The 13570-nt window shown below is 74.2% G+C and carries 14 protein-coding genes; 9 read left to right on the top strand and 5 right to left on the bottom strand.

All coding sequences use genetic code 11. The features are described 5' to 3' along the window. Nucleotides 1–339: 339 nt before the first annotated feature. The 3 genes from tuf to ACZ4TG_RS32380 all read left to right on the top strand — a co-directional run bounded on the left by tuf (nt 340) and on the right by ACZ4TG_RS32380 (nt 3337). Nucleotides 340–1518, top strand: coding sequence for an elongation factor Tu (gene tuf, locus ACZ4TG_RS32390; RefSeq protein WP_468169816.1), 1179 nt, complete (start codon nt 340–342; stop codon nt 1516–1518). Nucleotides 1519–1613: 95 nt separating this feature from the next. After that, entirely contained in the window at nt 1614–2462 is an 849-nt protein-coding gene (locus ACZ4TG_RS32385; protein ID WP_468169813.1) for a patatin-like phospholipase family protein, read from the top strand. Between the two features lie 83 nt (nt 2463–2545). Continuing rightward, nucleotides 2546–3337 carry a spermidine synthase gene (locus ACZ4TG_RS32380; protein ID WP_468169947.1) on the top strand — a complete coding sequence of 264 codons (792 nt, stop codon included), beginning with the start codon at nt 2546–2548 and terminating at the stop codon, nt 3335–3337. Nucleotides 3338–3428: 91 nt separating this feature from the next. On the opposite strand, the gene ACZ4TG_RS32375 is transcribed toward ACZ4TG_RS32380, so the two are convergent. Both ACZ4TG_RS32375 and ACZ4TG_RS32370 read right to left on the bottom strand, forming a co-directional pair. Continuing rightward, nucleotides 3429–4721, bottom strand: coding sequence for an MFS transporter (locus ACZ4TG_RS32375; protein ID WP_468169810.1), 1293 nt, complete (start codon nt 4719–4721; stop codon nt 3429–3431). A gap of 164 nt (nt 4722–4885) precedes the next feature. After that, nucleotides 4886–5923: a DUF8017 domain-containing protein gene (locus ACZ4TG_RS32370; protein ID WP_468169807.1), complete on the bottom strand. Its 1038-nt coding sequence runs from the start codon at nt 5921–5923 to the stop codon at nt 4886–4888. 111 nt (nt 5924–6034) lie between these two features. On the opposite strand from ACZ4TG_RS32370, the gene ACZ4TG_RS32365 reads away from it, so the two are divergent. The 4 genes from ACZ4TG_RS32365 to ACZ4TG_RS32350 all read left to right on the top strand — a co-directional run bounded on the left by ACZ4TG_RS32365 (nt 6035) and on the right by ACZ4TG_RS32350 (nt 10026). Next, the gene (locus ACZ4TG_RS32365; protein ID WP_031149949.1) at nt 6035–6472 is read left to right on the top strand and encodes a DUF4442 domain-containing protein; all 438 of its coding nucleotides are present in this window, start codon (nt 6035–6037) and stop codon (nt 6470–6472) included. A 42-nt stretch (nt 6473–6514) separates the two neighbouring features. Then, entirely contained in the window at nt 6515–6667 is a 153-nt protein-coding gene (locus ACZ4TG_RS32360) for a hypothetical protein (protein WP_468169804.1), read from the top strand. Nucleotides 6668–6785: 118 nt separating this feature from the next. Further along, entirely contained in the window at nt 6786–9287 is a 2502-nt protein-coding gene (locus ACZ4TG_RS32355) for a beta-glucosidase (protein WP_468169801.1), read from the top strand. A 58-nt stretch (nt 9288–9345) separates the two neighbouring features. Beyond that, complete coding sequence (locus ACZ4TG_RS32350; protein ID WP_468169798.1) at nt 9346–10026, top strand: DedA family protein; 681 nt, start codon at nt 9346–9348, stop codon at nt 10024–10026. 81 nt (nt 10027–10107) lie between these two features. Here ACZ4TG_RS32350 and ACZ4TG_RS32345 read toward each other — a convergent pair whose 3' ends face one another. Then, the gene (locus tag ACZ4TG_RS32345) at nt 10108–10653 is read right to left on the bottom strand and encodes a gamma carbonic anhydrase family protein (protein WP_468169795.1); all 546 of its coding nucleotides are present in this window, start codon (nt 10651–10653) and stop codon (nt 10108–10110) included. A 129-nt stretch (nt 10654–10782) separates the two neighbouring features. On the opposite strand from ACZ4TG_RS32345, the gene ACZ4TG_RS32340 reads away from it, so the two are divergent. Continuing rightward, complete coding sequence (locus ACZ4TG_RS32340) at nt 10783–11547, top strand: acyltransferase (protein ID WP_468169792.1); 765 nt, start codon at nt 10783–10785, stop codon at nt 11545–11547. A gap of 28 nt (nt 11548–11575) precedes the next feature. Here the strand turns inward: ACZ4TG_RS32340 and ACZ4TG_RS32335 are convergent, their stop codons facing one another. Beyond that, a complete protein-coding gene (locus ACZ4TG_RS32335) occupies nt 11576–12442 on the bottom strand; it encodes an EamA family transporter (protein ID WP_468169789.1) in 867 nt (288 codons plus the stop codon). Nucleotides 12443–12553: 111 nt separating this feature from the next. On the opposite strand from ACZ4TG_RS32335, the gene ACZ4TG_RS32330 reads away from it, so the two are divergent. Then, nucleotides 12554–13132: an XRE family transcriptional regulator gene (locus ACZ4TG_RS32330; RefSeq protein ID WP_468169786.1), complete on the top strand. Its 579-nt coding sequence runs from the start codon at nt 12554–12556 to the stop codon at nt 13130–13132. A gap of 21 nt (nt 13133–13153) precedes the next feature. Here the strand turns inward: ACZ4TG_RS32330 and ACZ4TG_RS32325 are convergent, their stop codons facing one another. Beyond that, nucleotides 13154–13558 (bottom strand): CoA-binding protein, encoded by a 405-nt coding sequence (locus tag ACZ4TG_RS32325; RefSeq protein WP_468169783.1) that lies wholly within the window; start codon nt 13556–13558, stop codon nt 13154–13156. Nucleotides 13559–13570 lie beyond the last annotated feature (12 nt).

The following is a 13570-nucleotide window of genomic DNA, read 5'->3' as shown; positions in this document are numbered from 1 at the left end:
CACTCCGGAGCCCGCCGGGACGGGCCGCGCGGAAACGCGACGCGCTGCCCCGAAACCCGGCGCACCGCGCGGAAACCCGCTGCACCGCGCGGAAATTCATTCGACGGCGCCCCGGGCGTTCGGCAGGATCAGGGGCATGTCCCGGTACGCCTTCCCCGCAGCGCCGTCCGCAGTCGCGGACGCGCCGGAGGCTGCCCTCCTCGCAGATGCGTCTGCCCCCGCCGCATTCGACGGCGCACGAAGCTGACCCTTCCCGGATCGTCCGGCGGACCCCGCAGGGGGAGGGTCGGTTCGCTCCAGGGGTCCCGTCTCCAGTTTCGGATCACACGGGAAGACATCATGGCCAAGACGGCCTTCGTGCGCAGCAAGCCGCACCTCAACATCGGCACCATGGGACACGTCGACCACGGGAAGACCACCCTCACCGCCGCCATCACCAAGGTCCTCGCCGAGCGCGGCGGCGCCTCGTTCGTGCCGTTCGACCGCATCGACCGGGCCCCCGAGGAGGCCCGGCGCGGGATCACCATCAACCTCACGCACGTCGAGTACGAGACGGACACCCGGCACTACGCCCACGTCGACATGCCGGGCCACGCCGACTACATCAAGAACATGGTCACGGGTGCGGCCCAGCTCGACGGGGCGATCCTGGTCGTCTCCGCGCTCGACGGGGTCATGCCGCAGACCGCCGAGCACGTGCTGCTCGCCCGCCAAGTCGGCGTCGACCACATCGTGGTGGCCCTCAACAAGGCCGACGCCGGGGACCCCGAGCTCACCGACCTGGTCGAGCTGGAGGTCCGCGAGCTGCTCACCTCGCACGGCTACGGCGGCGACACCGCCCCGGTCGTACGGGTCTCCGGACTCGGGGCGCTGGAGGGCGACCCGCGCTGGACCGGGGCGATCGAGGCGCTGCTGGACGCGGTGGACACGTACGTCCCGATGCCGGTGCGGTACACGGACGCGCCGTTCCTGCTGCCGGTGGAGAACGTGCTGACCATCACCGGGCGCGGGACCGTCGTGACCGGCGCCGTCGAGCGCGGCAGCGTACGGCTCGGCGACCGGGTGAGCGTGCTCGGCGGCGACGGGGAGCCGGTGGAGACGGTCGTGACCGGGCTGGAGACCTTCGGCAAGCCGATGGAGTCCGCCGAGGCCGGGGACAACGTCGCGCTGCTGCTGCGCGGCGTCCCGCGCGAGGGGGTGCGCCGCGGGCACGTGGTCGCCGCGCCCGGGAGCGTGGCGCCGAGCCGCCGCTTCACGGCCCGGGTGTACGTGCTGTCCGCCCGGGAGGGCGGCCGTGCGACGGCGATCGCGTCCGGCTACCGGCCGCAGTTCTACATCCGCACCGCGGACGTGGTCGGGGACGTGGACCTGGGCGAGGCCGGTGTGGCGCGGCCCGGGGAGACGGTCACAATGACCGTCGAACTGGGGCGGGACGTTCCGCTGGAGTCCGGTCTCGGCTTCGCGATCCGTGAAGGCGGGCGCACCGTCGGCGCCGGGACGGTGACCGCCGTCCTGTAGGGACCCGCTGTGGTGGCGGCGGCCGGTCTGGGCCAGACTGCCGTCACCACAGGCACGGCCCCGCGACGGGGCACGGGACAGAGGGGCGGGCGGCGATGAGCGGCGATACGGCACTGGTGCTCGGTGGCGGGGGACTCACCGGGATCGGCTGGGAGAGCGGAATCCTGTACGGGCTCGCCCGGGCGGGCGTCGACCTGTCCACCGCCGACCTCGTCGTCGGCACCTCGGCCGGCTCGGTGGTGGGCGCGCAGCTCACCTCCGGACTGCTGTCCCCGCAGGAGCTCTACGAACGCCAGCTGGGCGACGCCTCCGGCGAGACCGCGGCCAGGCTCGGGGCGGGGATCGTCGCGCGGTACGCCGTCGCGATGGCCCGGTCGCGGGACGCCGTCGGCTACCGCAAGCGGATCGGCGCGTACGCCCTGGCCGCGGCGGGCACCGCCCGGGAGGCGGAGCGCCGCGAGGTGCTCAAGGGCCGGCTCGTCTCCCACGAGTGGCCGCAGCGGCGCCTGGTCGTCACCGCCGTGGACACCCTGACCGGGGAACTGGCCGCCTTCGACCGCAAGAGCGGAGCCGGGCTGGTGGACGCCGTGTCGGCGAGCTGCGCCGTGCCCGGGGTGTGGCCGCCCGTGACCGTGGACGGGCGGCGGTTCATGGACGGCGGGGTCCGCTCCGCGACCAACGCCGATCTCGCGGCCGGCTGCGCCCGGGTGGTGATCCTCGCGCCGATGAGCCTCGGGTCCGGGATGGTCCCCTCGCCCGCCGCGCAGGCCGCCCGGCTGCGGGCGGCCGGGGCCCGGGTGCTGCTGATCACCCCGTCCGCGGCCGCGCGCAAGACCTTCGGGCGCAACGTCCTGGACCCCGCCCGGCGGGCACCGGCGGCGCGCGCGGGCCTGGCGCAGGCGGCCGCGCACGCGGCCGAGGCGGCGGCGGTCTGGGCGGCCTGACATCTGGGCGGCCTGACAATGGTGGGGTGAGCGACGAACAGATCCCGGTGATCCGGGACGTGGGCCAGGGCACCGCCAAGCTGATGCCGGACGTGGACCGGGAGCGGGCCTGGCTGCTGACCGTCGACGGGGCACCCCAGTCCTACGTGGACCTGGACGAGCCGGAGCACCTGGAGTTCGAGTACGTACGGCGGCTCGCGCACGTGCTCGACTGCGCGGCGCCGCCGGGGGCCGCGCTGGACCTCCTGCACCTGGGCGGCGGCGCGCTGACGCTGCCGCGCTACGCCGCGGCGACCCGTCCGGGGTCCCGGCAGCGGGTGGTGGAGTTCGACGCCGCTCTGGTGGAGCTCGTGGCGGAGCACCTGCCGCTGGGGGAAGGGGCCGGGATCACGGTGCACTCCGCCGATGCGCGGGCCTGGCTGGAGGGGGCTCCGGCGGCGAGCGCGGACGTGCTGGTCGCCGACGTGTTCGGGGGCTCGCGGGTGCCGGCGCAGCTGACCTCCGTGGAGTACGCGCGGGAGGCGGCGCGGGTGCTGAGGCCCGGCGGGCTGTACGCGGCGAACCTCGCGGACGGGGCGCCGTTCGGGTTCCTGCGGGCGCAACTGGCGAACTTCGGGTCCGTGTTCGGGGAGCTCGCGCTGATCGCCGAGCCGGGGGTGCTGCGGGGGCGGCGCTTCGGGAACGCCGTGCTGGTGGCTTCGGACCGGGAGATCCCGGTGGGGGCGCTGGCCCGGCGGTGCGCGGCGGACGCGTTCGCCGCCCGGGTGGAGGCGGGGGCGGGGCTGGCCCGGTTCATGCGCGGGGCGGTGCCGGTCGGGGACGCGGAGGCGGTGGCCTCGCCGGAGCCCCCGGCGGGGGCGTTCAGCGTGGGCTGAGCGGGGCCGGGGCGGTGCCGACGCGGGGCCGTTGGGGCCGGGCGGGGCCGGGCGGGCCGGCGCGGTCCGGGTGGGGGCAGAGCCCCGCGCCTCACACTCCGGCGGGGGCGGCCTCAACGGGGGCGGGGGCGGGCTTCCGGGGTTTGCGGGTCATCCGGCGGACGTCCGGGACCAGCAGGACGAGGGCGGTGACCAGGACGACGAGGCAGGCGCAGCCCCACAGGGCCGCAGTGCGGCCGACGGCCGTTTCGACCGGGCCCGCCACGGCGGTGGCCAGCGGGAGCATGGACACCGAGCCGAACCAGTCGTAGGCGGAGACGCGGGAGAACTTCTCCTCCGGGACCTCCTGGTGCATGGTCGTCATCCAGTTGACGCCGAACACCTCGATGGCCAGGCCGCTCACGAACATCACCACGCACAGCCCCCACACGGGCAGGGGCACGGCCAGCCCCGCCGACGGCAGCGCCAGCGGGAACACGCAGAGGGTGCCGACCAGCAGCAGCCGGCGCGGCTTCCAGGCCATCATCAGCACGGCCCCGGCGATGGTCCCGACCCCGAAGAAGGCCAGCGCGACGCCCCACGGGGCCGGCCCGCCAAGCCGGTCCCGGGCGACCAACGGCCCGTACACCGCCTCGGCGGCGCCGACGACCGCGACGACGACGGAGAACTGGAGCACGATGCTCCACAGCCACGGGCGGGTCCTGAACTCCACCCAGCCCTCGCGCAGGTCGGACAGCAGCCCGCCGCCCGGGCCCCGGTCGGGGATGTGGCTGACGTCGAGGAAGGCGCGCAGGGCTCCCGCGAGGGCGAAGGCGACCGCGTCCACGGCGAGCACCCAGCCGGGGCCGATGGCGGCGATCATGGCCCCGCCGAGGGCGGCACCGCCGATGCCGGCGCCGTTCATGGCCATCCGGAACAGTGCGAAGGCGCGGTTGGCGTGCTCGCCCGAGACGCTGGAGAGCAGCATGCCCTCGGCGGCCGGGTTGAAGAAGGCCGTACCGGTGCCGCAGAGCGCGGTGAGCAGCATCATCTGCCACAGCTGCGGGTCCCCGGCCAGGACGAGCACGGCGAAGGCGGCCTGCGAGGCGCAGTTCAGGGCGTTCGCCGCGACCATCACGCGGTGCCGCGGCAGCCGGTCGGCGATGGCTCCGCCGATGAGGAGGAAGAGGACGAGCGGCAGCGTACGGGCGGCCGCGACGAGGCCGACGTCGCCCCCGGACCCGCCGGCTTCCAGGACGGCGAACGCGGCCGCGATGAGCGCTCCGTGGCTGCCGAGGTTCGTGACGACCGCCGCGCCCGTCAGCAGGCTGTAGTTGCGGCCCGCCCAATCGGGACGGCGGCGCTTTCCGGACGTTCGGGACGGATCGGCGAGGGGAGTGCTCACCCCCGGACTATCCCCGTCCCGGGCCGAGAATCCAAACGGGTTGTCGGCCCGGGGGACGGGAAGGCGGGAACGGCCGAGGCATCGGCCGGCGCATCGGCCCGCGTGTCGACCCGCGGATCAGCGCGCGGATCAGCCCGCGGATCAGTGCGCGACGGGGCCGCGGATCAGCTCGCGTTGAGGCGGACCGAGCTCAGGATCTTCTCGAACGTCTCCTGAGTGACCTCCCCGGGGACGCCGGCGGCGCTGTAGAGGACCCAGCTCGCGAAGTCACCGTTGGTGGTCTTGAAGCTGAAGGCGATGCTCTTGCCGTCCGAGGAGCACTTGTTCTCCTTCGGCAGGCCCGTCACCGAAGCGGTCGCCATGTGCCCCTTGAGGCCGGAGGCGGTCGTGTACTCCTTGGGGTCGGTGACCTTGGTGGTGCCCTTCGGGGCCTTCTGCGCGTATCCGGCGAACGCCCAGTTGCCGGCCTCGTTGCGCGCGGCCTCGGCGGTGTCCTTCGCCCCCTGGCCGCCCTTGGTGCCGGTGCCGCCGAGCGCGGTCGTCTCCTCGCTGCCGTTCTTGTCGGAGTCGACCTTGCACCAGTCCTGCTTGAGGTACGCGGGCGCGGACATCATGACGACCGGCGAACCGTCGTTCTTGGCCTCGTCCTCGAAGCCGATGGAGTAGCCGGAGCTGAGGACCTCCCACTCCGGCGGGACGTCGAAGGCGGTGCCGTACTTCGGGTTGACGACCACCTTCCAGCCCGGGATCACCGGCTTCACCTCGCCGCCGGCGCGCGGGTTCCCGGTCGGGGCGGCCGGGGCGGCGGAACTGGCGGCGGGAGAAGAGGAGGCGGCGGCGGGCTTGTCGTTCGCCTCGGTGCCCTTCTCGTCCCGGGTCAGCACGAAGGTGCCGGTGACGGCGGCCGTCACGGCAACCGCCGCGGCCGCGACGATCGCCACGGTCTTGGTGGAGTAGGGGCTCCCGCCGCCGCGCTGGGGCTGCTGCGGGGTCTGCTGGGTCTGCTGTCCCCACGGCTGGACGGGCGGGGGCGTCTGGTAGCCCGCCTGGGGATATCCGTAGCCGGGCTGCTGCTCACCGAACCCCGGCTGCGGCTGCTGCTGGTACGGGTTCGGCTGCCCCGGCTGCTGCTGGTACGGGTTCTGTTGCGCGTCCTGGGGGTTGTGCTCGCCCCCGGGCGGCTGCTGCTGTCCTGGCCACATGGCCGGTAACGATAGTGGGAGCGGGCACCGGGAGCCACGGCCGCCCCCGGATCAGGTCTGGCCAAGCACATCTACTCACGGGTAACCTCGCGCTTCATGAGCGCAGAACAGATGAACGTGGGCGAACTGCTCGCCGCGACCGTGCCCATGGCACGCACCCTGAACCTCGAGTTCCTGGAGACCACCCCGGAGCGCGCGGTCGTCCGCCTGCCGGACCAGCCCGACTACCACAACCACGTCGGCGGGCCGCACGCCGGCGCCATGTTCACGCTGGCCGAATCCGCGAGCGGTGCGATCGTCCTGGCCGCCTTCGGCGACCAGCTCTCGCGAGCCGTGCCGCTGGCCGTCAAGGCCGAGATCGGCTACAAGAAGCTGGCCAAGGGCGTCGTCACCGCCACCGCCACCCTCGGCCGCCCGGCCGCCGATGTCGTCGCCGAACTCGACGCGGGCGGCCGCCCCGAGTTCCCGGTGACCATCGCCATCCAGCGCGAGGACGAGGCCGTGACCGGCGAGATGACGGTCGTCTGGACGCTTCGGCCCAACGCCTGAGGCGCACGCACGGAGGGGAGTGTGGGGCCGCACCCGAGGGAGGTGCGGCCCCACACGCGCGTCGGCTCCGGGCCGGGCGCGGTGGAACCCGTCGTACGGGACTGCATCGCGCGGGGAGACCGGACCGAGGCGCGGGTCCGGAGCCAGGACGAGCCGCGCGGGGAAGCCGACGGCGTGCCGCCGCCGCAGGGCTGAACCTCGGGGCTCGCGGTGGCGCGTCTGAGCGGGCCCGGCCGCCCGGCGCCGCACAGTGGGCGCGGGAGCGGTCCGGCGCGGGCCGCTCCCACCGACGCCGACGCCGCAGGGGGCGCCCATGAGCGAGCCCGTGTCCAGACGTTCCGCGCTGCGGATGCTCGGGGCGGCGGCCGCCGCGCTGGGGGCGACGGGCTGCGTGGCCACGGTGCCGCCGGGCAAGGTCCCCCCTACGGTGTCACCCGCCCCCGGGGCCGCCGGGAAGCCGGCGGGCGCGGCACGCGTCGACGCCCTCCTGGACGAGCTCACCCTCGACGAGAAGACCGCCCTGCTGCACGGCGCCCCGGACCCCGCCCCGCTCGGCCAGGCGGGCTACCTGCCCGGCGTCCCCCGCCTGGGCATCCCGGAGCTGCGGTTCGCCGACGGGCCCGCCGGGGTCCGCGTCGCCGAGCCCGCCACCGCGCTCCCCGCCCCCGTCATGCTGGCCTCCGCCTTCGACCCCGTCCTGGCCCGGGAGTACGGCCGGGTCATCGGCCGCGAGGGCCGGGCGCTCGGCCAGGACGTACTGCTCGCCCCGATGGCCAACCTGATCCGCACCCCCTTCGCCGGGCGGAACTTCGAGACGTTCGCCGAGGACCCGAAGCTGACGGCCGACCTGGTCGCCGAGACCGTCCGGGGGATCCAGGACGAAGGGCTGATCGCCACCGTCAAGCACTTCGCCCTCAACAACCAGGAACAGGGCCGCGAGACCGTCGACGCGGTCGCCGCCGAGCAGACCCTGCACGAGACCGAACTGCGGGGCTTCGAGGCAGCGGTGGCCGCCGGCGCCGGCTCGGTGATGGGCGCCTACAACAAGGTCAACGGCGTCTACGCCTGCGAGAACAAGCACCTGCTCGACGAAGTGCTGCGCGGCCGCTGGGGATTCGACGGCTGGGTGATGTCCGACCGGGGCGCCACCCACGGCACCGTGGCCTCCATCACCGCCGGACTCGACATGGAGATGCCCGGCGGCACCCACTTCGGCGCCCCGCTGCGCGAAGCGGTGGGCGGCGGCTCCGTCCCGCAGGACGCGCTGGACCTCGCGGTACGCCGGATCCTGACCACCCTGGACCGCTTCGGGCTGCTCGCCGCACGCCCCGCGGCCCGGCCCGTCCGCGATGCCTTCGCCGGGGCCCGGGTGGCGCGGAAAGTGGCCACCGCCGGTGCGGTGCTGCTGCGCAACGAGCACGGAACCCTGCCGCTCACCGGCGCCGCGGCCCGCTCGATCGCCGTGGTCGGGCCGACCGGCCAGGTGCCCTTCGTCAGCGGCGGGGGCAGCGCGCACGTGGCCGCCGGGAAGGCGCCCTCCCCGCTCGCCGCCATCGAGCGGCGCGCCGGCAACGGGGCCACCGTCCGCTACGCCCTCGGCGAGGACCTGTACGGCCGGGCGCTCCCGCCGGCCCTGCTGACCCCGCCCGCAGCCCTGGACGACCGGGCCGTGGACGCCGGGCAGCGCTTCAGCCACGAGGGGGAGTTCACCCTGGCCGCCCCCGACGAGTGGACCCTGCTCGTCCACTACACCGGCAGACGGCCCTCCGTACGGCTCGACGGGGAGGAACTGTTCCCCGTACGGCAGGGGGTGGCCGAGCACTTCACGGGCGGACTGCTCGGCTCCGCCCCCGACGGGCTGGCCGTCCGCCGCCGCACGGTCGCGCTCAAGGCGGGCACCCACCGCCTCGCGGTGACCGCGGAGGGCGGGGACAAGGGCCAGCGCTTCCGCCTCCGGCACACCACGAACGCGAGCCGGGCCGCCGATGTCGCCGAGGCCGTGAAGACCGCCGGGGCGGCCCGCAGCGTGGTGCTGTTCGCCTACGGGGACGCCACCGAGGGCAGCGACCGGAGCTCGCTCGCGCTGCCGGGCGGCCAGGCGGCGCTGATCGAGGCGGTCGCCGCCGCCAACCCGAACACCACAGTGGTACTCAATACCCCCTCGAGCACGACCATGCCCTGGCTCGCGCGTACCGGCGCCGTCCTCCAGATGTACTACCCGGGCCAGGAGGGCGCGGGAGCCACCGCCGACCTGCTCTTCGGGGACGTGGATCCGGGCGGCCGGCTCACCCAGACCTTCCCCGCCGACGAGCGGGCGACCCCGGTCGGCGGGGACCGGCTGCGCTACCCGGGCGTGGGCGGCCGGCAGGAGTACGCCGAGGGCGTCCACGTCGGCCACCGCTGGTACGACGCGCAGCAGGTCGCCCCGCTGTTCCCCTTCGGACACGGGCTCTCGTACACGACGTGGGCGTACGAGAAGCTGGACGTGCGGCCGGAGCGGGGCGGACTGCGCGTGGAGTTCACGGTCCGCAACACCGGCCGTCGCAAGGGCACGGAGGTGGCGCAGGTGTACGTCGGCCCGTCGGCGGCGCTCAGGCTGGACCAGCCGGTGCGCACCCTGGCCGCGTACCGGCGGATCACCCTGGCGCCGGGCCAGGCGCAGCGGGTCGCCGTGGACGTGGACGCGCGCACGCTGTCGTCGTGGGACCCGGAACAGCACACCTGGGTGGTGGGTTCCGGTCCCCGGGAGGTCTTCGCGGGCCGTTCCTCGCGCGAACTGCCGCTGCGGACGAAGGCTGTGGTGGCAAGCCGATAGGCTGCCCGTTCGGCGTGTCACAGGGGGCGCGCCGGAGACGACTCTGGAGGACGTACCGGTGCACATCCAGGAATGGCTGGAGACGATTCCGGCGGTCAGCGTCTATCTCCTGGTGGGGCTGGTCATCGGGCTGGAAAGTCTGGGCATCCCGCTGCCCGGGGAGATCATCCTGGTCAGCTCGGCCCTGCTGGCCTCGCAGCACGGGGACATCGACCCGGTGGTGCTCGGCATCTGCGCGATCGTCGGGGCCATCGTGGGCGACTCGATCGGCTACGCGATCGGCCGACGGGGCGGGAAGCCGCTGCTGGAGAAGCTGGGCAGGCGCTTCCCGAAGCACTTCGGGCCCGAGCACGTGGCCCTGGCGGAACGCTCCTTCGACAAGTGGGGCATGTGGGCCGTCTTCTTCGGGCGGTTCGTGGCGCTGCTGCGGATCTTCGCGGGGCCGCTGGCGGGTGTGCTGCACATGCCGTACTGGCGGTTCCTGATCGCGAACGTCCTCGGCGGGATCCTCTGGGCGGGCGGCACCACCGCCGTCATCTACTCGGTCGGGATCGTCGCCGAGCCGTGGCTGAAGCGGTTCTCCTGGCTGGCGCTGCTGGTGGCCGTGCTGATCGGGCTCACGGTCACGCTGGTGCTGCGCAGCCGGATGAAGAAGGCGGCGGCCGCGGTCCGGGAGCAGCCCGAGCCGGGCGTACCGGCCCAGGCGGCCCCGACGGCCCCGGCGCGCGTCTCCGACTGACCCTCCCGCACCGCGCCGGCGCCCCGGATCCGGGGCGCCGGGCCGACGGAGGTGTGCCCGGCGCCACCTTGACGGCAGGGCTCAGGCGTCCGGGGCCAGCGCGGCGCGGTGCTGCCGGGTGAGCTCCGTGTACATCAGGGCGTTGACCTTGATGCCCTCGCGCTCCTCCGCGGTCAGCTCCCGCCGCACCTTGGCCGGGACGCCCGCGACCAGTGAGCCGGGCGGGACCACCATGCCCTGCGGGACCAGCGCCTGCGCGGCGACCAGCGAGCCGGCGCCGATCACCGCCCCGTTCAGTACGGTCGCGCCCATCCCGATGAGGCAGTCGTCCTCGACGGTGCAGCCGTGCACCACCGCGTTGTGGCCGATGGAGACGCGCTCGCCGATGGACACCGGGAAGCCGGGGTCCACGTGGACGGTGCAGTTGTCCTGCACGTTGCTGTCGGCGCCCAGCGTGATCGGGCCGCAGTCCGCGCGCAGCACGGCCGAGTACCAGATGCTCGCCCCCGCGCCCAGGGTGACCTCACCGATCACCACGGAGGTCGGCGCCGTGAAGGCCGTGGGGTCGACGACCGGCTGCTTTCCGCCCACGCCCGCCACGAGTGCCTGGGCCGGCTGCTGCGTCATGTTCTCTTCCCTCTGTTCCGTGTTCTCCGGGATGCCGCGCTCACAGCACGGTAGGCCACCGGGTCCGGGCGCCGGAGATGGGGTGAAGATCACGGCGCGGCAGGGCGCCGGGCACGTTACGGTGACCGGGTGCCGAAGAACCAGAACACGTTCTCATCCCTGCGCCGCAGGATGGTCAACCGCGCCGTCCACGCGGGCTGGCGCTGGATGCAGCGGGCCGGCGCCGTCACGGCCGAGACCCCCGGACGGCTGCGCTTCGGTGCCATCGGGCACGGCACCCGGCTCGCCTTCCCCCAGGGCACCGTCTTCGGCGAGCCCTGGATCCGGCTCGGGGAGCACTGCATCATCGCCGAGCAGGTCACCCTCACCGCCGGGATGATGCCGGACCTCGACCTCGGTCCGGAGCCGATGCTGGTCCTGGGCAACGGAGTGGTCCTCGGCCGGGGCAGCCACGTCATCGCGGACACCCGGATCAGCATCGGGGACGACACCTTCTGCGGGCCCGGGGTGTACATCACCTCCACCAACCACAGTTACGACGATCCGCACGAGCCCGTCGGCAAGCAGTGGCCCCGCAGCGCCCCCGTGGAGATCGGCCCGGGCTGCTGGCTCGGGACCGGGGCGGTGATACTGCCCGGGGCGAAGCTGGGCCGCAACGTGGTGGTGGCCGCGGGGGCGGTCGTACGGGGCGAGGTACCCGACCACGCGGTGGTTGCGGGGGCGCCGGCGCGCATCGTCCGGCGGTGGGAGCCCGCGACGGGCTGGCAGCCGCCGCTGCGCACCCCGGCGCCGGTGCCGATAGCCGACGGGGTCACCCCGGAGCAGCTGCGCGCGCTGGCGGAGCTGGAGGCGTCCGGACAGCGCACGGCCGAGACCGCGGGCGACCCGGCGTAGGCCGTCCGATTCCCGCCCGGCGCATCCCTCAGCCGGCGGCCAGCAGGACCGTTCCCGCGAGGGCGAGTCCGGCCCCGGCGGCCTGGACGGTCCGCAGCCGCTCCTTGAGCACGACGAAGGCCGCGAGCGCGGTGATCACCGGGTACAGCGAGGAGAGCACGGCGGCCACGGTGACCGGTCCGCTCTGGGCGGCGACGGAGTAGGTGCCGTTCGCCGCGACGTCGGCGAGGCCGACGAAGGCCAGCGCGGGCAGCAGCCCCCACAGGATCCGCGGGCCGCCGTCCGCCGGGAGGGCCGGGGTGCCGCGCCGGGCCTGGACCCACAGGGCCGCACCGCCCGCGGCCACGTTGGTCACCCGCTGTACGAACAGGGCCAGGAACAGCCCGGTGAGGGTGGTGGAGGCGTGCGAGATCAGGGCCATCACCGCGCCGAACCCGAAGGCCGCGACCAGGGTGAGGACGACGGCCTGCCGCTGTACGGGCGCTCCGCGCAGTTCCGGGCCGCCGGCGAGCACGATCCCCACGACGGCCACGGCGATCCCGGCGAACTGGCCGGGTCCCGGCCGCTCGCCGAGCGCCAGCCCGGCCCCGACCGGCACGACCACTCCGAGCGAGCCCAGCGGGGACACCACGCCCATCGGGCCGAGGGCCAGTGCCTTGTAGAAGCTGAGCATCGCCACCGGTCCGACCAGCCCGGCACCGACCGCGAACCACAGCTGCGGCCCGGCCTCCCGCCACGCGCCGGTGCCGAGCACGACCGCGCCGAGCACGACGACGGCGACGATCTGCGAGACGACGACCACCGTGAGCGCCGGTATGCGGCGGGTCAGCAGCCCGCCGCCGAAGTCGGCTAGGCCCCACAACACGGCTGTGGCCAGGGCGAACAGGGTGGTCATGGCAGGACCTCGCAGTACAGTGCATTGAACGGTGAAGTACAGCGCACAGTAGTCCACTCCATTGGACCCTGTCATTCAAAATATTGGACGCCGAAAGCAGGGGGCGGTACGTTGTCGGATCTCGAGGACCTCACCCAGGCACTCGCCCGGAACCTCAAGCGCTGGCGCGGCGAGCGCGGTTTCACCCTGGAGGCGCTGGCGGCCAGGGCCGGGGTCAGCCGCGGGATGATCATCCAGATCGAGCAGGCCCGGACGAACCCCAGCGTCGGAACCACCGTCAAACTGGCCGATGCCCTCGGCGTGAGCATCACGACCCTGCTCGACCGGGACCGCGGCCCGCAGGTGCACCTGGTGCTGCCCGGGCAGGGGGTCAGGATGTGGTCCACCGAAGGCGGCAGCGGCGCGACCATGCTGCTCGGAGACGACCGGCGCGGGCCGCTGGAGGTGTGGACCTACCGCCTGGAGCCGGGCGAGGGCACGGCATCGGACCCCCACCCGGCAGGCACCTTGGAGATGCTGCACATCACGGCCGGAACCCTCACGCTGCTCGTCGACGGGGAGGCGTACGAGGTGCCGGCGGGCGGGGCCGTCTCCTTCGAGGCCAACGCCCCCCACGAGTACCGCAACGACGGGACCGAGCCGATGGAGATGACCATGGCGGTCTCGATCCCGCCCGTGAGCGTGCCGTAGGCGCGGCGGCCGCGCACCGGGTCAGAGAGCGGGGATCTCGATCGCCGGGCAGCGGTCCATGACCATCTCCAGCCCGGCCTCGCGGGTACGGGCGAACGCGGTCTCGTCGACCACGTTCAGCTGGAACCAGACCGCCTCCGCTCCGGCGGCCACGGCCTCGTCGGCGACCGCGCCGGCGAGGGCGCTGTTCACGAAGACGTCCACCACGTCCACCTTGAAGGGGATCTCCCCGAGCGAGGCGTACCCCTGCTCCCCGTGCACCGTCTCCGCCTTGGGATGTACGGGGATCACGCGCTTGCCGAACCGCTGGAGGACCCGGGCCACGCCGTAGGCCGCCCGGTCCTCGTTGTTGGACAGGCCCACCACGGCCCAGGTGTCGCCGAGTTCGGTGAGGATCTTGCGGATGGTTGCCGGGTCGCCGTACACGTGCGCCGCCTC

This window comes from Streptomyces sp. NPDC028314 (assembly GCF_055565795.1).
This window is presented reverse-complemented; position numbering and strand designations above follow the sequence as displayed.